Source organism: Shinella sp. 1A1 (assembly GCF_055379515.1).
Window position 1 is genome coordinate 1,880,059 of the sequence record NZ_AP039671.1, and the last position, 23,384, is coordinate 1,903,442.

15 protein-coding genes and 1 other RNA gene are annotated in these 23,384 nt (G+C 66.2%); 6 read left to right on the top strand and 10 right to left on the bottom strand.

Annotated features, from left to right (window positions below; all coding sequences use genetic code 11):
- The first annotated feature begins 93 nt into the window (after positions 1 to 93).
- The 4 genes from ssrA to ACZ48C_RS09410 all read left to right on the top strand — a co-directional run bounded on the left by ssrA (position 94) and on the right by ACZ48C_RS09410 (position 1,602).
- Positions 94 to 454, top strand: a transfer-messenger RNA (tmRNA) gene (gene ssrA, locus ACZ48C_RS09395).
- Positions 455 to 564: 110 nt separating this feature from the next.
- On the top strand, positions 565 to 1,083 hold the full coding sequence (locus ACZ48C_RS09400; RefSeq protein WP_424549605.1) for an SspB family protein: 519 nt from the start codon (positions 565 to 567) through the stop codon (positions 1,081 to 1,083).
- 9 nt (positions 1,084 to 1,092) lie between these two features.
- A complete protein-coding gene (locus tag ACZ48C_RS09405) occupies positions 1,093 to 1,302 on the top strand; it encodes a DUF4169 family protein (RefSeq protein WP_454633247.1) in 210 nt (69 codons plus the stop codon).
- A 69-nt stretch (positions 1,303 to 1,371) separates the two neighbouring features.
- The gene (locus ACZ48C_RS09410; protein ID WP_464780938.1) at positions 1,372 to 1,602 is read left to right on the top strand and encodes a ribbon-helix-helix domain-containing protein; all 231 of its coding nucleotides are present in this window, start codon (positions 1,372 to 1,374) and stop codon (positions 1,600 to 1,602) included.
- Here the strand turns inward: ACZ48C_RS09410 and ACZ48C_RS09415 are convergent.
- The 4 genes from ACZ48C_RS09415 to ACZ48C_RS09430 all read right to left on the bottom strand — a co-directional run bounded on the left by ACZ48C_RS09415 (position 1,595) and on the right by ACZ48C_RS09430 (position 11,261).
- Positions 1,595 to 5,383 carry an AsmA family protein gene (locus tag ACZ48C_RS09415; RefSeq protein ID WP_464780939.1) on the bottom strand — a complete coding sequence of 1,263 codons (3,789 nt, stop codon included), beginning with the start codon at positions 5,381 to 5,383 and terminating at the stop codon, positions 1,595 to 1,597. The two genes, ACZ48C_RS09410 and ACZ48C_RS09415, sit on opposite strands and share 8 nt — an antisense overlap.
- A gap of 42 nt (positions 5,384 to 5,425) precedes the next feature.
- Entirely contained in the window at positions 5,426 to 6,847 is a 1,422-nt protein-coding gene (locus ACZ48C_RS09420) for an FAD-binding oxidoreductase (RefSeq protein ID WP_464780940.1), read from the bottom strand.
- A gap of 95 nt (positions 6,848 to 6,942) precedes the next feature.
- Positions 6,943 to 10,101 carry an efflux RND transporter permease subunit gene (locus ACZ48C_RS09425; RefSeq protein ID WP_119256032.1) on the bottom strand — a complete coding sequence of 1,053 codons (3,159 nt, stop codon included), beginning with the start codon at positions 10,099 to 10,101 and terminating at the stop codon, positions 6,943 to 6,945.
- Positions 10,101 to 11,261, bottom strand: coding sequence for an efflux RND transporter periplasmic adaptor subunit (locus tag ACZ48C_RS09430; protein ID WP_424549600.1), 1,161 nt, complete (start codon positions 11,259 to 11,261; stop codon positions 10,101 to 10,103). Before ACZ48C_RS09430 ends, ACZ48C_RS09425 begins: the two co-directional genes overlap by 1 nt.
- Positions 11,262 to 11,593: 332 nt before the next feature.
- On the opposite strand from ACZ48C_RS09430, the gene ACZ48C_RS09435 reads away from it, so the two are divergent.
- Positions 11,594 to 14,056, top strand: a complete 2,463-nt coding sequence (locus ACZ48C_RS09435) for an ATP-dependent helicase (RefSeq protein ID WP_464780941.1) — start codon at positions 11,594 to 11,596, stop codon at positions 14,054 to 14,056.
- A gap of 132 nt (positions 14,057 to 14,188) precedes the next feature.
- Here ACZ48C_RS09435 and ACZ48C_RS09440 read toward each other — a convergent pair whose 3' ends face one another.
- The 3 genes from ACZ48C_RS09440 to ACZ48C_RS09450 all read right to left on the bottom strand — a co-directional run bounded on the left by ACZ48C_RS09440 (position 14,189) and on the right by ACZ48C_RS09450 (position 18,241).
- Positions 14,189 to 15,262: a DUF2778 domain-containing protein gene (locus ACZ48C_RS09440; RefSeq protein WP_162911311.1), complete on the bottom strand. Its 1,074-nt coding sequence runs from the start codon at positions 15,260 to 15,262 to the stop codon at positions 14,189 to 14,191.
- A 389-nt stretch (positions 15,263 to 15,651) separates the two neighbouring features.
- On the bottom strand, positions 15,652 to 17,070 hold the full coding sequence (locus ACZ48C_RS09445; protein WP_464780942.1) for an amidase: 1,419 nt from the start codon (positions 17,068 to 17,070) through the stop codon (positions 15,652 to 15,654).
- A gap of 67 nt (positions 17,071 to 17,137) precedes the next feature.
- Complete coding sequence (locus ACZ48C_RS09450) at positions 17,138 to 18,241, bottom strand: hypothetical protein (RefSeq protein WP_464780943.1); 1,104 nt, start codon at positions 18,239 to 18,241, stop codon at positions 17,138 to 17,140.
- Between the two features lie 280 nt (positions 18,242 to 18,521).
- Between ACZ48C_RS09450 and ACZ48C_RS09455 the strand changes: the two genes are divergently transcribed.
- On the top strand, positions 18,522 to 18,755 hold the full coding sequence (locus tag ACZ48C_RS09455) for a hypothetical protein (RefSeq protein ID WP_464780944.1): 234 nt from the start codon (positions 18,522 to 18,524) through the stop codon (positions 18,753 to 18,755).
- Between the two features lie 95 nt (positions 18,756 to 18,850).
- On the opposite strand, the gene ACZ48C_RS09460 is transcribed toward ACZ48C_RS09455, so the two are convergent.
- The 3 genes from ACZ48C_RS09460 to ACZ48C_RS09470 all read right to left on the bottom strand — a co-directional run bounded on the left by ACZ48C_RS09460 (position 18,851) and on the right by ACZ48C_RS09470 (position 23,376).
- Entirely contained in the window at positions 18,851 to 19,516 is a 666-nt protein-coding gene (locus ACZ48C_RS09460) for a TetR family transcriptional regulator C-terminal domain-containing protein (RefSeq protein WP_464782800.1), read from the bottom strand.
- Between the two features lie 95 nt (positions 19,517 to 19,611).
- Positions 19,612 to 20,235, bottom strand: coding sequence for a TetR family transcriptional regulator (locus tag ACZ48C_RS09465; protein WP_464780945.1), 624 nt, complete (start codon positions 20,233 to 20,235; stop codon positions 19,612 to 19,614).
- Positions 20,236 to 20,241: 6 nt separating this feature from the next.
- Positions 20,242 to 23,376, bottom strand: a complete 3,135-nt coding sequence (locus ACZ48C_RS09470; RefSeq protein ID WP_119256025.1) for an efflux RND transporter permease subunit — start codon at positions 23,374 to 23,376, stop codon at positions 20,242 to 20,244.
- Positions 23,377 to 23,384 lie beyond the last annotated feature (8 nt).

Here is a 23,384-nt window from a genome sequence, read left to right on the forward strand (position 1 = left end):
GTCCCGCCGCATGCCCATGTTTTTCAACGCATGGCGGCAAGTCAAGCGCTAATGAACGCCTGCCCGGCCGCGGGGCAAAATCTCTGTCACAAAGCCCTTTTCTTGCGCGCCCGGAATGCCTATATGTGGAGTGCTGCTTCGGCAGCTATGGCAATAAACGGGCGGTGTAATAAACCCATTGGACCCGGGGGCGGTACCCGGCGCCTCCACCAAAAACCGGTCGATTTCGACGGACCGGCTTTTGATGGGGGCGAAATAGGATCGACAAGGGCGTAAAGATCGACTTTTTGCTCGGCATTGTACCACCGTTATCGGGCTAAACTTGTAGTTGCAAACGACAACTATGCGGAAGCTCGTCTCGCTGCCTAATGGCGGTGTGACACTTCACTCAAAGTCCTGACGGGTCGCACCGGCAGGCGGGGTCCGAAGGCACCTGGCAACAGAAGCCTTCACCTTCTCCAATCCCTTGAAATGGTCTATAGCTGTGCCAGATGACTCGTGCCGGAAGGCATGAAGCAAACGAAGAATGCCCGAATACAAGGGCAGGAAGAAAGACAGGAACGGATGGCGCAAGACCACATTCGCTACGACATTCTCGCCCAGGACGCGCTGCGCAGCGTCATTCGCAAGGTTCTGTCCGAAGTTGCGGTCACGGGCCATTTGCCCGGTGAGCACCATTTCTTCATCACCTTCCTGACCAACGCCCCCGGCGTGCGCATCTCGCAGCACCTCAAGGCGAAATATGCCGAGCAGATGACCATTGTCATCCAGCACCAGTTCTGGGACCTCAAGGTCACCGAGAGCCTGTTCGAAATCGGCCTCTCCTTCTCCGATACGCCGGAAAAGCTCGTCATCCCCTTCAATGCGATCCGCGGCTTCTACGATCCGTCCGTCAGCTTCGAACTGGAGTTCGACGTGCCGGCGGTCGAGGAGGAAGAGGATCATTCCGCAGAGGTGACGGCCTATCCCGCCGCGCCGGAAAAGGCCGAGGATGCCGCCGAAGAGCCGGTGCCCCCGACCGGCGGCGGCGACAACAAGGGCGGCTCGGTCGTCTCGCTCGATTCCTTCCGCAAGAAGAACTGAGCCTTTCCGATGAGCGGCGACGTCGTCAATCTCCGCCAGTTCCGTAAGCAGAAAGCACGCTCCGACAAGGAGAAGCAGGCCGAGCAGAACCGCGTCGCCTTCGGCCGCACGAAGGCGGAGAAATCCCTGACGCGAGCGCTGAACGAAAAGGCGGAAAAGACGCTGGAGCAGGGCCGCATCGAGCGGCCCGGCGATGCCCCGGACGGCGAAAAAGGCTGATATCCCAGCGCCTTGCCGGCATCCCCGGAATCGATCCGCCAACGGCCTGAATCATCCCGTGAGGACGGCATGATCCGCAAATATTCCACCACGCTGCATGGCCACCGTACGAGCTTCTCGCTCGAGCCGGCATTCCATGACGAGCTGAAACGCATCGCGGACGCGCGCGCCATGCCGCTGGCCGCGCTTCTCAGGGAGATCGACGATGCGCGCGGCGTCGAGGGCAACCTGTCCTCGGCGCTGCGTCTCTTCGTCCTGCAATGGCTGAAGCAGCGGGCGGGCGACGCCTCGCTCAATTGACGCCGGGCAGCGCGTCGAAATTCAGGCTTTGCCCATTGCCGACGGGCGGCAACTCGCCGCCGCGCTCGACGCCTTCCTCCGGCGAGACAGGCAGGCGTCGGCGCGCGGCCTCCTCTTCGGCCTTGCGCGCGTCCTCGGCAGCCTTCTTTTCTGCAAGGCGTCTCGCCTGCTCCTGCGCTTCCGCCTCCCGGCGCGCATCCTCGGCAGCCTTGCGCTTTGCCTCTTCGGCGGCCTGCGCCGCACGCTCCTGCTCGGCCCGCGCCCGCGCTTCGGCGCGCAAGCGCTCTTCCTCCTCCATCCGCAGCCGCGCCGCCTCGGCCTCCACCGCGCGTGCCTCGGCGCGTGCGCGATAGAGCGCGGCCTCCCGGCGCAGCCGCTGCTTCTCCAGCACGTTGGCCTGCAATGTCTCCACGCGCCGCCGCTCCGTCTCGAAGCGGCGCAGCGACAGGTAATTGGCGAGCGGCTGAACATCGAACTCGACGCCCGGCGCGTCCACAAGGCCGCGATAGCCGAGCGCCACTTCCGGCTCCGCCCCCGCCAGTGCCTCCTCGCCGGCCTTGTAGGTCACGGCAAGCCGGCCGGTCATGCTCTCATCGGCAAGGTCGATATCCGCATCGCCGGAAAGCGCCGCCCTAGCGTCCTCCGCTGTCACGTTCTGGACGCGCAGCTTACCGCTGGCGAGCGCGAAGGGAATGCGCACGGTCCCCAGCGCCGCCTCGCCTTTCAGCACGGCATCCTCGGCAAAGCCCGCGACCCGCTCGGGCGTGACATCGCCTTCGATCCGGTCCGCGTCCGAAAGCAGCGAGGGGAACGCCCCGGTATCGATGCCGCGCACGACGAAATCGGCCACCCGCGCCTCGCCCGAACCGCTCGCGCCTTCGGCCATGGCCCGCACGCTCTTGCCGGACGCATCCACGGCAAGCGTCACATCCGCCTTGCCGCCCGCGATCGCGCCGTCGGGGCTCGTCCAGACGATTTTCGACAGATCGGCCCCGGAAAGCGCGACCCGCGCCTCGAACAACCCGTTCTCCTCGGAATTAGCCACCTTGAGGCGGCCCGAAAGCTTGCCGCCCAGCCAGTCGCCGGCCATGTCCGTCAGCGTCAGTTCGCCGCCCTTCCAGGCAAGATTGCCCTTGAACACCTCCACCGCGCCGTAAAGCCCCGGCCAGAACGCGCCGGCATCGAGCGCCACGGCAAGGTCCGCATTCTCAAGCAGCGGCCGGCCGAGCGGCGCGGCATTGAGCCCGCCTTCCGCGGCATCGGTCACAGGCCCCGCCACGGCCTCGGCAAGGAAGGCGAAGTCGAGGGTGTCGAAGCGAAGGGCGCCGGTCCCGGCAAGCGTCGGTGCCGCCCGGTCGAGCGCCAGCCCGCCGGAAAAGCCGTTGCGGTCAGCCTCGCCGGAGATATCCGTAATGGCGATGGCTTCAGCGCTGGTGTCGACCGATGCCTGCAAGGTCAGCGGCAGCCCCGCGCCGCCCTGCGGCAATGCGATGCCGTTCATCATCAGATAGGGCTCGATATCGTCGCTCTTCGCCGAAAGGGTGAGCGCCCCCGTCAGGAAGTCCGCTGCCGAAAGCGCCGCCGTGCCCTTGGCCGAGATCGACGTCCTGCCGGCATTGAACGCCGCCGAGACCATAGCCGGCCCCTCCTCCGGCTGGTCGACACTGAAGGTGACGCTGCCGTCGGGATCGGCGTCGAAGGGAAGCGGATCAAGGCCCAACTGGCCGGCCAGCACCACGGATTGCGGATTGAAGAGGCTGCCCTCCAGCGCAAAGCCGCGCCCTTCCAGAAGCTGCGTAAGGCCGGACGCCGAGAGCTTGAGATCGACACGCCCGTCATTGACCGGCCCCGCCAGCGTGAAGGTGGCGGGGCCGCCCTCCTCCCTGGAAACGGTGGCGCGCAGCGACAGGTTCGCATTGTCGTAGTAGCTGGCATTGGCGACGAAGCGGGTGAGCAGCGGGTGGGCCGGCAGGTGGCGCGCCAGAAGATCGGCGACGGGCTGCATGGCCTCCGCCTTGAGCGTCACGTCTAGCCCGGCGCTCGGCTCGGTCAGCGTGCCGCCGAGCGTGCCTTTCGCCGAAAGCGCAGCGCCCGCGAGCGAGGCGACATCAAAGCGGCTGAGCGTGAGAAGCCCGTCCTTCGCGGACAGCACGGCCTCGACGCCATCGGCCCTTTCGCCGAAGGCACTTAGATGATCCGCCTTGATATCGAGCGCGATGGAATGGCCGAGCACGGCCGGCAGCGAGGCATCGCCGGCAAAGAGCCCGGCAAGGGCCTGCAGCGATTCCAGCTCCACCTCGTCGCCGCGCAGTTGCAGCGAAAGCGTCGGGGCCGCGTCGGCGCGGGATTCGCGCTCCAGCCGGCCGGTGAGCGAGGCGCCGTCCACGGCGATTTCGAGGTTTTCGAAACGCTGCAAATCGTCGGTGAGGTTCACGTCGGCCGAAAAGCCCGCGGTCTTCAGCCTGCGGATTTCCGGATCGACGGAACCGGCCAACCAGGTGGCAAGGCCCGACGGCTGGTTGGACGCCACCAGAAGATTGCCGACGAAGCCGCGATTGTTCCTGAGCGTCAGGCGGCCCTTGGCCTCCAGCGCGGTGCGGCCGGGCAATTGCGCATCCGCGCGGTCGATCCGCCAGCTGTTGCCGTCCGGCTTCACATCGAGGCGGATCTCGCGCACCGTCGTGTCTCCCACGACCACGGCGGGCAGGAACAGGCTTGCCCGCCCCGGCACCTGCGGAATGGGGATGTCGGCGGCGATCGCCAGCAGCGCCTGGAGCCGCTGGCGGGCGGAGACCTGCGGGTTGCGGCCGGTCTTGCCGCCCTCTCCCCTGTTGCCGATGCGGCTGACGTCGATCTGCTGGCCGTCGGCGATCAGCAGGAATTCCGGCGCGCGACCCGTATCGAGCGTCGCCTCGCCGGTCACCACATAGGGATCGTCCTGCGGCCCGGCCTCCAGCCGGTATTCGGGAACGCGGATGCGCTCGTTGGAAAGCTCGAATTTGCCCGCGACGCGGATCGGATCGGCCGTCGCCTCGCCCTTGGGACGCGGCTTTTCCGCGAGCGTGAAGCCGCCCTGGTATTGCGGCCGGAAGTCCACCACCTTCAGCACGCCGTCGAGATCGGCGCTGAAGGACAGCCGGTCCGGCACGATGCGGGCGCGCATCGAGAGCTCGCCATTCTCCACCTGCCCGCTCGCAAGCTGGAAGGCGCCGGTCTCGCCGTCGAGCGCCGCGCGCCCGTCGATGCGCCAGGGCCCGCCGAGCGACTTGGCCGAAACCTGCGCGTCGAGGCCGGTGACGTGGCGCGTGCGGCCGGTCTGCTCGTCGACGAATTCGATCTCGCCACCGGTGATCGCAACATTTTCGAGGATGACCGTCTTGGCGGGAATGTCGGATTTCAGGCCGCGCGCCCAGTCGAGCGTGCCGTCGGAAAACAGCTTGACGCGCGCCTTCGGCTCCTCGATGCGCATGTCGAAGATCAGCGCCTCGCCGGAAAGGAACGGCGCAAGCTCCGCATCCATGGAAAAGCGCTCGACCTCCACCAGCGGCTTGCCGTCCTCCGGCGCGCCGACGCGCACGTCGCTCAGCGTGACGGAGGGAAATGGCAGCAGCCGCGCATCGACGCTGCCATGCACGGTGACGGGACGCCCCATGATGCGGCTCGCCTCGCGCTCGAAATCCTGCCGGAAACTGGTCCAGTCGACGAAGAGCGGGGCAAGCAGCGCCGCGAACAGCGCCACGACCACCACGCCGCCGACAAAGAGCCCGATCCTAGAAAGCACGCCGCATGCCTCGAATTCCGTTCAATCGCTTCACGATAACGTCTAATTCTCCGGCAGGGTCGAAAAAATCTTGCCGGGGTTGAGAATGTTGTCGGGGTCGAGCGCCTGCTTGATCTGCCGCATCAGATGCACCGCGCCGCCGAGCTCGCCCGGCAGGAAGGCCTGCTTGCCCTGCCCGATGCCGTGTTCGCCCGTGCAGGTACCGTCCATGGCGAGCGCCCGCGCATTGAGCCGGGTGACGAAGGCCTCGACCCCGGCGATCTGCGCCGCGTCCGTGTCGTCGAAGATCAGGCTGACATGGAAATTGCCGTCGCCGGCATGGCCGACGATGGGCGCCAGCAGGCCGTGCTCCTCGATGTCCCGTTCCGTCTCGGCCACGCAGTCGGCCAGCCGGGAGATCGGCACGCAGACATCCGTCGCGATGGCGGCATAGCCGGGATGCAGCGCCTTGGACGCCCAGTAGACATTGTGCCGCGCTTTCCAGAGCCTGGCGCGCTCCTCAGCGTCCGCCGTCCACTGGAATGCGCCACCGCCGCATTCGGCCGCAATGGCGCCGAACTCCTCCGATTGCAGCCGGACATTTTCCTCATTGCCGTGGAATTCGAGGAAGAGCGTCGGCTGCTCCGGCAGGGTGAGGCCCGAATAGGCGTTGCACGCCTTGATCTGCAGCGTGTTGAGCAGCTCGATGCGGGCGACGGGAATGCCGAGCTGGATCGTCATGATCACCGCATTGCAGGCGTCCTTCAATGTCGGAAAGCCGCAGATACCGCCGGCGATCACCGCGGGAATGCCCTGGAGGCGCAGCGTGACCGAGGTCAGGACGCCGAGCGTGCCCTCCGCGCCGACGAAGAGGCGGGTGAGATCGTAGCCGGCCGAGGATTTGCGCGCCCGGCGGGCAGTGCGGATCTCCTCGCCCGTCGCCGTCACGGCGGTCACGGCAAGCACGTTGTCCTTCATCGTGCCGTAGCGCACCGCATTGGTGCCGGAGGCGCGCGTCGAGGTCATGCCGCCGATCGAGGCATTGGCGCCGGGATCGATGGGGAAGAAAAGGCCGGTGTCGCGCAGGTAGAGGTTCAGCTCCTCGCGGGTGATGCCGGGCTCGACCGTGCAGTCGAGGTCCTCGGCATTGACCTCGAGCACACGCTTCATGTTGCTGAAATCGATGGAGATGCCGCCCTCGGGCGCATTCACCTGCCCCTCCAGCGAGGAGCCCGTGCCGAAGGGAACGACCGGCACCTTGAGTTCGGCGCAAAGGCCGACGACCGCCTTCACCTCCTCGGCATTCTCCACGAAGACGACCCCGTCGGGAAGCTGGGCGGGAATATAGGTGGTGGTATGCGCGTGCTGGGCGCGCATCGCCTCGCCCGTCTGCAATCGCGGCCCGAAGCGCTCGGCAAGGCGCGCGAGCGCCTCGGCAATGCCAGCCTCGTTGCGCGCCCCGGTCCTGATATCCGCCAATGCCATCGTAACGTCCTCACATTCGTGGGGATTTACTCAGCAAATTGCCGCCCGGCTGTCCAGCCGCAATATCGGCTTGTCGCCACCTTTGCCGGCGGCGATCACTCGGCCGCCAGCGGCAGGACCTCGGCCTCATCGCCCTTTGCGAGCATGCGCGCATGCTCCAGCTCGGCGGCAAGGCGCTTTTCCTCGTCGGCATGGGGGCTCGTGAAGCGGGCGATCACCAGATAGGCGACCGGCGTCAGGTACAGCGTCACCACCGTCGCAAGGCCGAGGCCGCCGACGAGCACCCAGCCGAGCGAGATGCGCGCTTCTGCGCCCGCCCCGCTTGCCAGCACCAGCGGCACCGCCCCGACGACGGTGGCGATCATCGTCATCAGCACGGGACGCAGGCGGATGTTCGAGGCGTTCTCGATGGCGCTGCGGATATCCTGCCCGCGGTCGCGCAGCTGGTTGGCGAATTCCACGATGAGGATGCCGTTCTTCGCCATGATGCCGACGAGCAGCACGAGGCCGATCTGGCTGTAGATGTTGAGCGTCGTCCCCGTCAGGATCATTGCGAAGACGGCGCAGGCAAGCCCGAGCGGCACCGTCACCATGATGATGATGGAGCTGACGAAGCTTTCGAACTGCGCCGACAGCACGAGGAAGATGATGGCGATGGCGAAGCCGAAGGTGACGACGAGGCCACTCGAATTCTCCTGCAGCGTCGCGGCTTCCGCCATCGGCATCAGGCGCGAGCCCTCCGGCAGCAGCGGTTCGGCCATGTCCTGCACCATCTTCAGCGCATCGCCGAGCGCCAGCCCGTCCTTGAGGCCGGCGGAAAGCGAGACGGCGCGAAGCTGCTGCTCGCGCGAGAGCTGCGGCGCGACGGCCTTTTCCTCCAGCGAGGCGATGGAGGACATCGGCACGATCTTGCCGTCGCCGGTCTTGAGGAAGATGTTCTCCAGGTCCATCGGATCGTTGATCGGCGTCGTGGTGGAGGAGAGCTTCACCGGATAGGCCTGCCCCTCGACATAGACGTCGACGACGCTGGTGCCCTCCAGCATCGCCTGCAGCGCGGCGGCAAGGCCGGTGATGTCGATGCCGAGGTCGGCGGCGCGCTCGCGGTCGATCGTCACCGAAAGCTGCGCCTGGTTGGCCTCGTAGTTGAGACGCACGTTCTGGAAGCGGCCGCTGTCCTCGATCTTGCGCACGAGTTCGGCCGCCGCACTGCCGAGCTTGGTATAATCGTTGCCGACGAGCGCTACCTGCAGGCCGTTGCCGGCGCCGCGGATGCCGAGGCTGTTCGGCTGCATGGTGAAGGCGCGCACGGACGGCACCGTTGCCACGGCGGCGTTGATGTCCTGCACGATCTGCTGCTGCGTGCGGTCGCGCTCGCTCCACGGCGCCAGCGTCAGCACCATGAAACCGCTGTTCGTCGAGCCGCCCTGCCCCGAGATGGAGAAGATGTTGACGATCTCGCCGTCGTCGTAGAGCGGACGCAGCTTGTTCTCGACCACCTTCATCTGGTCCTGCGCATAATCGAGCGACACGCCCTGCGGCGCGTTCACGCGCAGCATGACCATCGACCGGTCCTCGCTCGGCGTCAGTTCCGACTTGATCGTGAAGAACGAGGTCGCCCCCGCCGCCGTGAAGAGCAGCGCCACGAGGAAGACGACGAAGGGCGCGCCAAGGCAGGCACTCAACGTCGAGCGATAGAAGCGCGAGGCCGCTCCGCCGATGCGGGCGAGAATGCCGGTGTGCTCATGCTTGACCTCCTTGGTCAGCATGCGCGAGGCGAGCATCGGGCAGAGCGTCAGCGCCACGAAGGAGGAGAGCAGCACGGCGAAGGCCAGCACGAAGCCGAATTCGCGGAAGAGACGCCCCGCCTGCCCCGGCAGGAACGACAGCGGTACGAAGACGGCCGCGAGCGTCGCGGTCGTCGCGATGACGGCGAAGAACACTTCGAGCGTGCCGTGGATCGCCGCCGCGCGCGGCTTCAGCCCCTCGGCGCGCCGGCGCACGATGTTTTCCAGTACCACGATGGCGTCGTCCACCACGAGGCCTGTCGCCAGCACGATGGCCAGCAGCGTCAGGATGTTGACGGAGAAGCCGGCCATGTAGATGGCCGCGATCGTGCCGATCAGCGCGATGGGCATGCTGATCGTCGGAATGAGCGTCGCGCGCCAGTCGAGCAGGAAGAGATAGATGACGAGCGTCACGATCAGCACGGCGACGACGAGTGCGATCTCCACTTCGTGAATGGCACCGTCGATGAAGACGGCATCGTCGCTGGTGATCTTGAGCTGGGTGCCCTCGGGCAGGATGGTGCCGAGGCGCGAGACCATCTGCTTCACGCCCTCGGAAATGTCGAGGGTGTTGGACTGCGCCTGGCGGATGATGCCGAGGCCGATGCCCTGGCGGCCGTTGGAACGCAGCGCGGTCGAGCCCTCGTCCGGCCCCAGCGTCACCATGGCGATGTCACCGAGGCGCACGCGGTTCTTGAGGATCAGGTTCTCGAAGTCGGAGGGCTTGGCAAGGTCGGCCGTCGCACGCACCGTGATGTCCTGGCTGCGGCTCTTCAGCGAGCCGGCCGGCACGTCGAAGGCGGCGGTCGCCAGCGCGTTGCGCAGGTCCGCCACCGTCAGGCCGCGTGCCGCGAGCTTCGACTGGTCGACGTCGACGCGGAAGATCTTCTCCTGGTCGCCATAGACGGCGACGTCCGCGACCCCCTCGACCGAGGCGAGACGGTCGGTGATCTCGTTCTCGGCGAGCAGCGTCAGGTCTTCGAGCGACTGCGTATCGGAGGTCAGCGCAAGCCGCATGATCGGCTGGCTGTCCGCGTCGGCCTTCACGACGCGGGGCTCCTCGGCGCCGTCCGGAATCTTGTTGGCCACGCGGCCGAGCGCATCGCGCACGTCGTTGGCGGCCTGGTTGACGTCCGTCGTATCCGAGAACTGCAACGTCACGCGGCTGCGCGCGAAGGACGAGACCGAGGAGATATCCTTGATGCCCTGCACGCGGGAGACCGCGCCCTCGATGACGTCGGTCAGCTCGCGGTCCACCGTCTCGGGCGAAGCGCCGTCGAAAGTGGTCGTCACGCTGATGACCGGCTGGTCGACGGAAGGAAGCTCGCGAATCTCCACGCCGTTGAAGGCGGCAAGGCCGGCGACGACGATCAGCGTGTTGAGGACGAGGGCGAAGATCGGCCGCCGGATGAAGAGCGCGGTAAAGCCCGCCGTGCCGGTATCGTTGAGCCCGCCTGCCTCACCCGACATCACGAGCCCTCCGTCACGGCGGGGGTCTTCTCCTCGGCCGTGCGCACCGCGCCGCCCGGGCGCAGCGTCTGCACGCCTTCCGTGACGACGGCGTCGCCCTCGGCAAGCGCGGCCTTCACCAGCACCTTGTCGGGATTGCGCTGGACGATATGCACCGGCACGCGCTCGACCGTGTCGCCCTTGAGCTTCCAGATATAGGAGCCGTCGGCGCTCCACTGGATCGCCAGCGGATCGACGCTCGGATAGAAGTCGCCTTCGAAGCGCATGTTCACCTGGAAGGACATGCCGGCGCGCAGCACGTCCTCGGGATTGCTGATGCGTGCCCGCACCCGCAGTGTCCGGCTTTCCTGCTCGATGCGGTTATCGACGGCCTGGATCTTGCCGGTGAAGGTCTCCCCCGGCCGCGCGACGGCCGTCGCCGTCAGATCGCTGCCGACACGCACGCTGGTGGCAAAGCGCTCCGGCACCCAGTAGTCGACGAGGATTTCCGAGCGGTCGTCGATGCGGGCGATCGCCGAGGCGGTGGTGACGTAATCGCCGGGATTGACCGAAATGATGCCGACCACGCCGCTATAGGGCGCGGTGATGTCGCGGCGGCGGAGCGTCAGTTCCGCATTCCTGAGGGCAAGTTCCGCCGCCTTCAGCGCGGTCTCGGCATCCTGCAGGTCGGCAAGGCTGGTGGAGGAGCGCAGGTTCTGGATGCGTTTGAGCTTCTGCTCCGCGCTGTCGCGGGCGACGCGCGCCTGGTCGGCGGCGATCTTCTGCTCGTCGCTGTCGAGCCGGGCGATCACCTGCCCCTGTTCCACGCGCTCGCCGGATTCGACGAGGACTTCCGTGAGGTTGCCGGTCGAATAGGGCGTGACCGTCACGGTGCGGATCGCCTCGCCGTCGCCGATGGCGTTCAGCCGGTCGTTGACGACGGCCATGGCGACGGGCCTTGTGGCGACGAGCGTCGGCCCGCCGCCGAAACCGCGGCGTCCACCACCCTCTTTCCCGCCTTCGGCCTTGCCGTCACCGGCCGGCGCAATGGCCGCGACGAGCCCTTCGGGCAGGCCCGCGGCCTCCAGCATGCCGTTCGCTCCCGGAACGAAGCGGCCCCAAAGCAACACCCCCGCCGCGATCACGCCAAGGCCGATGAGGAGCTGTTTCCAAACCCGCATGCACACACTCTCCGATGGAAGCGAAACATCGCCTGTTGCGACGCGACATAGAGCAAGTATCCCGCTTTGGAAATGAACCGGCAATGAAAGAGTACGATCATTACGAAATTGTAAGATAGCCGGGCCGGTCTGTTACCGAAATGTAAGAAAAAGTGGAGAATTCCGCCGAGCCGGACCTCCCCTCCCTCGACGGGGACGTCGTCTCCGCCGGCGGCCCCGCAAGGGCCCGGACGGCGGCGGTTTCCACAATCTTTCGGCCCTAGTTCTTCCCCGCGGAATAAAAGCAGAACGGAAAACTGGCCTTTCGGGACCGAATCACTACATTGAGCCGCATGATCAGCGGTTACGACGACATTCCCTTCTTCGACGAGGACCCGCAGCTCGGTGGAAAGCCCGCGGCACCGGCCAAGCCGGCCGGCGGCCTCGGCATCGCCGCACGCGCCATGGCGGCCCGCGATGCCAACCGGGCGCCGGATTATCTCTCCGGCCTCAATCCCGAGCAGCGCGAGGCGGTCGAGACGCTCGACGGCCCCGTTCTGGTGCTCGCCGGCGCCGGCACCGGCAAGACGCGGGTGCTCACCACCCGCATCGCCCATATCCTCGCCACCGGCCGCGCCTTTCCCAGCCAGCTCCTCGCCGTGACCTTCACCAACAAGGCGGCGCGCGAGATGAAGGAGCGCATCGGCCTCCTCGTCGGCGGCGCGGTGGAGGGCATGCCCTGGCTCGGCACCTTCCACTCCATCGGCGTCAAGCTCCTGCGCCGCCACGCCGAACTCGTCGGCCTCAGGTCGGACTTCTCGATCCTCGACACCGACGACGTGGTGCGCCTGATCAAGCAGATCCTCCAGGCCGAGGGCATCGACGACAAGCGCTGGCCGGCCAAGCAATTCGCCGGCATGATCGACACCTGGAAGAACAAGGGCCTCGATCCGGCGCAGATTCCGGAGGGAGACGCACGCGCCTTCGCCAACGGCAAGGGCCGCGAACTCTACGTCGCCTACCAGAACCGCCTGAAGACGCTGAACGCCTGCGATTTCGGTGACCTGCTGCTGCACCCGATCCGCATGTTCCGGGCCAATCCCGACGTGCTGGCCGAATATCACCAGAAGTTCCGCTACATCCTCGTCGACGAGTACCAGGATACCAACACCGCGCAATATATGTGGCTGCGCCTCCTCGCCCAGCGCCCCAAGGGCACGCCGCAGAACGTCTGCTGCGTCGGCGACGACGACCAGTCGATCTATGGCTGGCGCGGCGCGGAGGTCGACAATATCCTGCGCTTCGAGAAGGATTTCCCGGGCGCGAAAGTCATCAAGCTGGAGCGCAACTACCGCTCCACCGCCCATATCCTCGGCGCCGCCGGCCATCTGATCGCCCATAACGAGGACCGGCTGGGCAAGACGCTCTTCACCGACCGGCACGACCCCGACGACGACAAGGTCGTCGTGCACGCCGCCTGGGATTCCGAGGAGGAAGCCCGCGCCGTCGGCGAGGAGATCGAGCAGCTTCAGCGCAAGGATCACAAGCTGAACGACATGGCGATCCTCGTGCGCGCGTCCTTCCAGATGCGCGAATTCGAAGACCGCTTCGTCACGCTCGGCCTCAACTATCGCGTCATCGGCGGCCCGCGCTTCTACGAGCGGCTCGAGATCCGCGATGCGCTCGCCTATTTCCGCCTCGTCAGCCAGCCGGCCGACGACCTCGCCTTCGAGCGCATCGTCAATACGCCCAAGCGCGGCCTCGGCGACACGACGATCCGCAACCTGCACGACTATGCGAGAGCCCGCGACATTCCGATGCTCGCGGCGGCGGGCGAGATCATCGATACGGACGAACTGAAGCCGAAGGCGCGCAAGGCGCTCTTCGACGTCGTCACCGATTTCCGCCGCTGGCAGTCGCTGCTGGAGACGATGCCGCATACCGAGCTTGCCGAGCAGATCCTCGACGAGAGCGGCTATACCGCCATGTGGCAGGCCGACAAGTCGGCCGAAGCGCCGGGGCGGCTGGAAAACCTCAAGGAACTCATCCGCTCGATGGAGGCCTTCGAGTCCATGCGCGGCTTCCTGGAGCACGTCTCGCTCGTCATGGACGCCGAGCAGAACGAGAACCTCGACGCCGTCTCGATCATGACGCTGCATTCGGCCAAGGGCCTCGAATTCGAGACCGTCTTCCTGCCCGGCTGGGAGGAAGGCCTCTTCCCGCACCAGCGCGCGCTCGACGAGGGCGGCCGCTCGGGGCTGGAGGAGGAACGCCGCCTCGCCTATGTCGGCATCACGCGGGCGAAACGCCGCTGCCACATCTGGTTCGTCTCGAACCGGCGGATCCATGGCCTGTGGCAATCCACCCTGCCCTCGCGCTTCCTCGACGAGCTGCCGGAAACGCATGTCGAAGTGGCCGAGGTGGAACAGTCCTATGGCGGTTACGGCCGCGGCGGCTATGGCCAGTCGCGCTTCGACAAGCAGGAGCCGTTCCAGAACGCCTATTCGACACCCGGCTGGCGGCGCGCGCAGGCGAACCGCACGGATGCGACGCGGGACAACTGGGGCTCACGTTCCGGCCACGCGGTCGAGCGCATCGGCTACGGCGAGAGCGGCCCGCGCGGCCGCACCATCGAGGGCGAGCTGGTCGCCAAGTCGACCACGAGCGAGCCGTCGCAATTTTCGATCGGCGACCGGGTCTTCCACCTGAAATTCGGCAACGGCAACGTGGCGGCGGTCGAGGGCAACAAGCTGACGATCGATTTCGACCGCGCCGGCCAGAAACGCGTGCTCGACGGCTTCGTCGAGCGGGTGTGACGCGATCACCCTCTGCCTGCCGGCATTTCGCCCAGCGGGAGGCTTGCTCATCGTTCAAAATGGAATGCCAAGGACGCGGCACGTTAAGTCCCTCCCCCTTGTGGGGAGGGATTTAGGGAGGGGTATTTCTCCTTACGCCCCCGCCTTGCGATAGAGCGCGGCGAGCTGCGTGCGGGAGGACGGCAGTTCCGGCACCACGACCATCATGGTGACATGGCCGCGCTTGAAGGCATTGAGGAACGGCTCGTAGTTCTGGAAGGCGACGCAGCCGTGCGATCCCTTCTGGTTGCGCAGAAGGTTGGTATGCGTGAGCAGGCCCGTGCGGTTCTTCGGATCGCGGCCATCGACGGACAGCATGCGGATCGCCTCGACGCCGTGGAAACGCTGCTCGCGCATCCTCAGGCGATAGATGCCCTTCGGCGTCGGGCCGCTCATCTTCACATGCTCGTAATTCGGGTTGTCGCGCATCTTGCCGATGCCGGAATGGGCGCGCAGCTTGGTGCCGTCGGGCATGTAGACGGTCGCGGCCGAGACGTCGTAGATCGCGACCCGCGTGCCCTTGCCCGGCCAGCCGGTGCTGCTCTTGCCCGAGAAGAGGCCGCCGAAGAGCGAGCGCTCCGGCTTGACGATGGCGGCGACATCCTTGTCGTCGTCCTTGTCCTTGCTTTCCTCGCGGGCGGTGCGGGTGGCGGGCTTTTCCTCCGCCGGCTTGCGCTCGATGGTGACGGTCTCCAGCGCCGGCCGGGCTTCGGGCAGCGGGATTTCACCGAGGATCATATCCTCCTCGGACTTTTCCTCTTCCGGCTTCTTCATCACGAGGCCGAAGGGCTGGAGATCCTTGCGGGCGGAAACGTCATTCGGCAGCAGCGCCGTCACCAGCGCGGGCTGGCCGCTCACGGCCTTCTCCTGTTCCACCGAACGCTCGGCGCGGGCGAAGGCGGCTTCCAGCATCAGGGCCTTGGCCTTCTCGCGCTTGACGGCGGAAGCGAGCTGGACGGAAATCTTGCGCTGATGCGCGGCCTGGATCGCTTCGGCGGTAAGCTGCTTCTGGCGGATCTCGCTCTCGGAGGGCGGCGAAAGGCGCGAGAATTTCGCGACCTTGATCATGCGCGCCGGCTGGTTCTTCTCGACGCCGGGCGTGGCGGTGAGAAGGGAAGCGGCGATATTCTTCTTTCCGTCCGAAAGGGAGGAAGCGGCATCCTGCATCGCGCCGAGCGTCGAAACGACAGCCCAGGCGGACCCGGCAATGACGCCGCAAGCAATCAATGCACCGAGAAGAATACCCCCGGAGCGGCCCCCACGGGATTTCGACGCGGAACGCGCGGAATTGTACACAGACGCCATGATACTCGTTACCCGATACTCGTTACTCGACGCGGCCGCGGAAAAAACAGTCCGAAGGCCTTTACGCTGGCGGCAGTGGGGATCACGCGTCCCGGGTGTCTGCCGAACGAGCAAAGAATGACGAAATATGGTAAGCAATTCCTAAACGGCGCCTCATGTTTTTGAAGGAATGCGGCCGGGCGGTCCTCAACACCCGGCAAGCGTGCCTTTCACGAAAATGCGGCGCTGGCGTGTCCGAAGGGCCGGACTCCCTAGAATTCGGGATATCGGGCCAGCCAGTCCGTCGCCCGCTCATAGGCGGCGGCGGCGGCGAGCACGTCCCGGTCGCCCCGCGCCGGGCCGATGATCTGGATGCCGGCGGGCAGCCCGTTCGCGCCGAAGCCGGCCGGCATGGCCGCGACGGGAAGCCCGGCGAGCGTCGGGCCGATCACCACCTCCATCCAGCGGTGATAGGTGTCCATCGTCCGCCCGTCGATCGCCTTCGGCCAGTCCAGCTCCGCATCGAAGGGGAAGACCTGCGCGGCGGGCAGGATCAGGAAATCGTAGGTGTCGAAAAGCCCGGCGACATGGCGGTGCCAGTCGCTGCGGCCGAGCGAGGCGGCATAGATCTCCGCTCCCGTAAGGTCGTGGCCGTGCTCGATCTCCCAGATCATCTCCGGCTTCATGCGCGCCCGGCGTTCCGGATCGGCATAGTCGGCGGCCTGCCCGCCGGAAACGAGGAAATGGCGAAGCGTGCGCCAGACCTGCCAGAGCCGCGCCATGTCGAAGCCCGGCGGAACATCCTCCACCGTACAGCCGAGCCGGCGGAACACATCGAGCGAGGCACGGCACAGTTCCAGCACGCCCGGCTCGAAGGGAAGGTACCCGCCGAAATCGCCGAGCCAGCCGACACGGGCGCCGGAAAGGTCGCGGCTTCCGTCCAGCGACAGGTCCTCGTCGCGCAGCGAAAGCGGATCGCGCGGGTCGTGCCCGGCCTGGGTCGCAAGGAGCGCGGCCACATCGGCGACGCTGCGTCCCATCGGCCCGTTGACGGCAAGCTGACCGAGGAAGAGCTCGCTGCCGAGCGAGGGAATCCGGCCGAAGGACGGACGGAAGCCGACGACATTGTTGAAGGCGGCAGGGTTGCGCAGCGATCCCATCATGTCGCTGCCGTCGGCGACCGGAAGGATCCGCGCCGCCAGCCCCGCCGCCGCGCCGCCGGAAGAACCGCCGGCGCTCTTCGCCGTGTCATAAGGATTGCGGGTGACGCCGAAGACCGGGTTGTAGCTGTGCGATCCGAGCCCCATCTCCGGCGCATTGGTCTTGCCGATGATGATGGCGCCGGCCGCCCGGATGCGCTCGACGTGGATGTCGTCATAGTCCGGCACGAAATCCGCGTAGTTCGCAGAGCCGAAGGAGCAGAGGATGCCCCTTGCCTCGGAAAGGTCCTTCACCGCGAAGGGCATGCCGTGCAGCCAGCCGCGATAGTTCCCGGCCGCAAGCGCCCGGTCGGCCTCCTCCGCCTCGGCGAGCAGCGCCTCGGCCGGGCGAAGGCTGACGATGGCGTTGATGCGCGGATTGACCGCCTCGATGCGCGAAAGATAGGCGGCCATCACCGTGCGGCAATCGAGCCGGCGCTCGGCGATGGCGGCGGAAAGGGCAAGGGCGGAAAGATGGGTGATGTCCTGCAAGGTCGGCGCTCCGGCAATCGTCTGCCGCTAGAGCTAGCAGGCAGAGGCATGCAGCGCCAGCCCGTCCCTAGCGCCGCGCCGCGCGCCGTTCGTCCAGCACCTCGGCCGCCTCCAGCAAGGTGGCGAAAAGGTAGGAGATCTTGTCGCTGCGTGTTTCGCCGTACCAGATCTGCGGCACCATCACGCGGAAGCGCGTTTCGAGGAGGTCGGCCAGCGCCTCCGTGTCGCCCATCCATTCCAGCATGTCGGCATAGAGGTTCATCACGCTCGGCGCCGGGAAGCGCGCGAGAAGGTCCTCGAACCCCTGCTTGACGAGGGCGGGATCGCACAGCGTATCGGCAAGCTGGTGGTCGCCGACATCCGTGTTCGTCTGATGGATCAGCGCATAGAAGCCGAGGCCGAAGCGGTCGCCGGTCAGTTCCGCCGCCCGCCGGGCGAAATCCTCGAGGTCCCGCGCGTTCCGACCCAGCCAGCGCGGCAGGATCATGCGGGCATGGGCGCGGCAGAGGTCGATATTGTAGCGGTCGAGCAGCCATGCCCGCTCGAAGCGCGCCTTGAACGTCTCGAAATTGCCCTCGTTCGCCGAGCGGCGATAATCGCTCATGCGCCAGCTGAAATCCTTCGGATCGGCATGGCTGTCGAGAACCGCATCCGCCTCCTTCAGCAGCGCTTCGAAGCCCTTCCACTGGTCGGCCGTCACCTCGTGCCCCCAGGCCGTGCCGCGCCGCATGAAGGCGGCGGTGCGTAGCGCATCGGCATAGGTCGCGGCGGAAAAGGCCGAGGGACTGCGCTCGAAGAACGCCCGGAAAGGCGCCAGCACGTCGCCCTGCGGCGGCGCGGCGTCCGCATCGTCCGGCAGGCCCGGAAAGGGCTCCAGGAACCAGTCCCTGACGAGCGCATAGAGCGGCTTGCCGTTCGCAGCGATGGTGCCGCTCGCCCGCGCCGTCTCGAATGCCTGACGATAGGCCTCGAAATCCCCCCGTCCCCATGCGGCGCGCATCGCATCGCGCTGCGGAACGAGGTCCGGCAATTCGTCGTGAAGCTCGACGAGATAGAGGTCGTAATCGCGGACGAGGCTGCCTTCCAGCGACAGCGGCTCTTCTCCCCCAATGCCGGTCGGGCGGGCGGCATTCCGGTTGCGCCAGGCGCTGAAAATATCCTTGAAACCCATGTCGCGTGATCCCCCCGCCGGCCGGGAAACGATCTACCCGTCCCGCAATCGGAGAGGCAGCAGGACAGACGTTCACAACCGGGCGACTATTCGTGGCGATCACCGTTTTTTGAAGAACGCACGCTCTTTCCGCGCATCATGCGTGATGCATTTCTCGTCCGACAGGGACCGGAAGGGTGACGGCAAACATGTTCCCGACGGAACAACCCTGCGGCGTCTTGCCTGCGAGAATGCCATCGGATGAATGGTTCATCCTTTAACCTGAAGAGAGGATATTGAAATGCGCAAGTTCATCCTGCCAGCCGTGATCGCCATCGCCGCAGCGCTCTCCTTCGCCGCTCCCTCGCAGGCCGCCGGTTCCTATGGCGGCGGCTATGGCCACGGCTGGGGCGGCCATCACCGCCATGTCTCGCACTATTACGGCCATCACCATCGCCACTGCCATTGGAAGAAGGTCAAGCGCTACAACAAGTGGGGCCATGTCATCATCAAGCGCGTGAGGGTCTGCCGCTAAGCGCCGGCCTCATCGACGGAATCGCCATGCCCCGGTTGCGCCGCGACCGGGGTTTTCGCGAAGGCCGGGGTTTTAGCAAAGGTATGGGCGCATGCCTATTCCGACCGCGGTCCCTGCGGGGTGATATGGTTCGGAAAGGCGGTGGAGAGGAAGGAGACAGCCGCCTCCAGCGCCTTTTCCCGCGTGGTGCCGTCGCCCATCGTCAGGCGCAGCCACAGGCCTTCCAGCAGGGTGCAAAGAGCGAGCGCGACCGCTTCCGGCTGGAAGGCGTAGCCGCCCTCCGCCTTGAGGCCCGCGCAGAGCGAGATCACCGTCTCCTGATACTTGACGTCGCGCGCGCCGCAGAGCGCCTGATAGGTCGGCCGCGACTTCGCCTCGCCCCAGAAGGCGCACCAGGCCGCCAGCTTGCGTCTCGTGCAGATCCTGCGGTCGAAATCGGCGTGGACGAGCGCCCAGATCCGGGCCGCCGGGCTCTCTCCCGCCTTTTCCAGCGCCGCGTTCCAATGGTCCGAATATTCCTCGGACATGAACTGCAGCGTGGCGACGAGCAGGTTTTCCTTGCTCTCGAAATGGAAGTTCACGATGCCGCGGGAAAGGCCGGCGCCATCGGCGACGTCGGCAAGCGTCGTGTCGGAATATCCGCGCTTGGCAAGCGAATCGATCGTCGCCTCGATGAGCTGCTGCCGGCGCGTCGCCTTTGGGGCCTTGCGTACCCGTTTCTCGCCTTCGCCCGAGCCCTGTTCAGCCCCGCCTGCCCGCATCTTCGCCGTCACCCTGCCTCGCTTGTGCGCAGAAGAGCGGGACAATGCGCCCCGCTGTCAAGAACCTTCTGCGACAGGCCGGCAGCGGGCGCCGCTCAGCTGGAGGGCGCGTGCGAGCCATAGGTGCGGAAAAGGCGGCGCAGGGCCTCCGTCCCCTCGCCTGCGATGTCGAACCTGCGGCCGAACAGCAGCCATTCCGAACAGAGCCCCTTGAGGACCCAGCGCAGCATGGATGCGGCGGAGCGGGGCGTCCAGCAGGCGCAGAGCTGGCCCTGCCGCTCAGCCTTGGCGAAGGCCGTTTCCAGCGTCTGCATGTGCTCGTCGTCGATATCGTTCTGGCGCTCGGAGATGCGGGCGAATTCGCCGGTGGCGTCACAACGCAGGAGGATCGACAGGATGCGCTGGCGATGCTCGTCGGCGGCCAGCAGCTCCAGCCATTCCTTGCCGACCCGCTCCAGAACGGCGAGCACGTCGACATTCTCCGCCTCCAGCTCGCGGGCGATCAGGTCTTCCTGCGGCAGGGGAAGCGAATCGTAGAGTTCCAGCACGAGGTCCGCCCGGTTGGCGAAGTGCCAGTAGATGGCGCCGCGGGTGACCCCCGCGGCGCGCGCCACATCCTCCATGGAGGCATGGGCGACACCTTTTTCGTAGAAGACCTTCTCGGCCGCCAGCAGGATCTGCTGGCGGGTTTCCTTGGCCTCCGCCTTGGTCCGGCGCATGGCGGCCTACTCCGCCGGGCTTGCGGCCGGAGCCGGCTCCTCTTTCTTCTTCCCGTAGCCGAACAGCTTCATCACGAAGACGAAGAAGACCGGCACGAAGAAGATGGCGAGCACCGTGGCGGTGATCATGCCGCCCATGACGCCGGTGCCGATGGCCCGCTGGCTGCCCGCGCTGGCGCCCGTCGCGATGGCGAGCGGCAGAACGCCGAGCGTGAAGGCGAGCGAGGTCATCAGGATCGGGCGGAAGCGCAGGTGGCAGGCCTCGATGGTCGCCTCGATCAGCGACCGGCCGTCCGCCATCAGTTCCTTGGCGAACTCGATGATCAGGATCGCGTTCTTCGCCGAAAGGCCGATGATCGCGATGAGGCCCACCTTGAAGTACACGTCGTTCGACATGTCGCGGAGCGTCACTGCGATGACCGCGCCGATGACGCCGAGCGGCACGACGAGGATGACCGCGAACGGGATCGACCAGCTCTCATAGAGCGCCGCAAGGCACAGGAACACCAGGAGGATGGAGAGACCGACGAGGATCGGCGCCTGCGAACCCGATTGGATTTCCTGCAGCGACTGCCCCGTCCACTCGTAGCCGAAGCCCGGCGGCAGCTGGGCGGCAAGCCGCTCCATCTCGGTGATGGCATCGCCCGAGGAGAAGCCCGGCTTGGTGTCGCCGCTGATGCGGATCGACGGATAGCCGTTATAGCCCACGGTCTGCGTCGGCGCCTTCACCCATTCGGCGGTCGCGAATGCCGAGATCGGAACCATCCCGCCCTTGGAATTGCGGACGTTGAGGTTGAGGAGGTCGGCGATCTGCATGCGTTCGTTCTGGTCCGCCTGGACCGTCACGCGCTGCATGCGTCCCGCGTTCGGGAAGTCATTGACGTAGGTCGAGCCCAGATTGGTCGAGATCGTCGTGTTGATGTCCGCGAAGGTCACGCCGAAGGTGTTGGCCTTCTCGCGGTCGATCACGATGTTGACCTGCGCGGCGTCCGGCATGCCGTCAACGCGCACGCCCGTGATGACGTTGCTCTTGCCGGCAAGATCGAGGAGCTGGGCCGTCGCGGCCGAAAGGGCCTGCTGGCCGAGGCCGCCGCGGTCCTGGAGACGGAAGGAGAAGCCGCCCGTCGTGCCGAGGCCCTGGATCGGCGGCGGCGACAGCGCGAAGCTGATCGCATCCTTGATCTGGCTCATCGCCATGCTGGCGCGCCCTGCGATCGACTGGGCAGAATCGTCCGGTCCGCGCACGCTCCAGTCCTTCAGCGTCACGAAGGCAAGACCTGCATTCTGGCCAGCGCCGAAGAACGAGAAGCCATTGATGCCGACGATAGTGTCGACCGCCGGCTCCTTGCCGAAGATCTTCTCGGTCTGCGAGAGCACTTCGTCCGTGCGGTGGCCGGTGGCTTCAGAGGGAAGCTGCATCATGACGATCACGAAGCCCTGGTCTTCGTCCGGCAGGAACGAGGACGGCAGCTTCATGAACATGTAGCCGAGGCCGGCGAGGATCGCGAGATAGATCACCATCACGCGGCCCGCCTTGCGGACCAGCCAGCCGACCGTGCCGCTATAGCCTCTCGAGCTGCGGTCGAAGCTGCGGTTGAACCAGCCGAAGAAGCCACGCTTCTCGTGATGGTGTCCCTTCGGAACCTGCTTGAGGAAGCTGCCGGCGAGCGCCGGGGTCAGCGACAAGGCGAGGAAGGCCGAGAAGAGGATCGAGACGACCATCGTCAGCGAGAACTGCTGGTAGATGACGCCGACCGCACCGGGGAAGAAGCCCATCGGAATGAACACCGAGGCGAGCACCAGCGTGATGCCGATGACGGCGCCGGTGATCTGCTTCATCGCCTTGCGGGTCGCTTCCTTGGGAGGCAGCCCCTCTTCCGACATGATGCGCTCGACGTTCTCCACGACGATGATCGCATCGTCCACGAGAATGCCGATGGCGAGCACCATGGCGAACATGGTCAGGACGTTGATCGAGAATCCCATGGCGAGCATGACGGCACAGGTGCCGAGCAGCGCGACCGGAACGACGAGCGTCGGGATGATCGTGTAGCGGATGTTCTGCAGGAACAGGAACATCACGAGGAACACGAGGCCGACGGCTTCGAGCAGCGTATGCAGAACCTTCTCGATCGACACCTTCACGAAGGGCGACGTGTCGTAGGGGATCGAATATTCGATGCCCGGCGGGAAGAACTTCGCCAGTTCATCCATGCGCGCCTTGATCGCCTCGGACGTCGCCATGGCGTTGCCGCTCGGCGAAAGCTGCACGCCGATGGCGGCGGAAGGCTGGCCGTTGAGGCGCGTCGAGAACGAATAGGTCTCGCCGCCCACTTCGACACGCGCCACGTCGCGCAGGCGCACGGCCGAACCGTCCGCATTGGCGCGCAGCACGATGGCGCCGAATTCTTCCGGCGTCGTGAGCTGGCCCTTGATGTTGACGGGAGCTGCGATCTGCTGGGTGATCGGGTTCGGCTGGGCACCGATGCTGCCGGCTGCGATCTGCGCGTTCTGCGCCTGCACGGCGGCGGTGACGTCCGCGGCCGTCAGGTTGAGGCCCAGCATCTTGGCCGGATCGAGCCAGACGCGCATGGAGCGCTGGGTCGCGAAGAGCTGCGCACGGCCGACGCCGGGCACGCGCTGGATTTCCGACAGGATGTTGCGGTTCAGGTAGTCGCCGAGGCTGATGGCGTCCATCGAGCCGTCGGTGGAGGTAAGCGAGACGATCAGCAGGAAGCCGGAGCCGGCTTCTTCGACCTGCACGCCCTGGCGGCGAACCGAATCGGGAAGACGCGGCTCGACGCGGCTGACGCGGTTCTGCACGTCGACCGAGGCCTGGCTCGGATCGGTGCCCGGCGCGAAGGTGATGTTGATTTCGGCCGAACCGGCGGCACTGGAGGTCGATTCGAAGTAGAGCAGACCGTCGACGCCGTTCAGCTCATCCTCGATGAGCTTGGTGACGCTCTGGTAGGTGTCCTGCGAGGACGCGCCGGAATAGGTCGTCGAGACCGAGATCTGCGGCGGGGCGACGTTCGGATATTGCGCGATCGGCAGGAGCGGTATGGAGATGGCGCCGGCGATCATGATGAAGATCGCGACGACCCAGGCGAAAATCGGCCTGTCGATAAAGAAACTGGGCATAGTCCGGA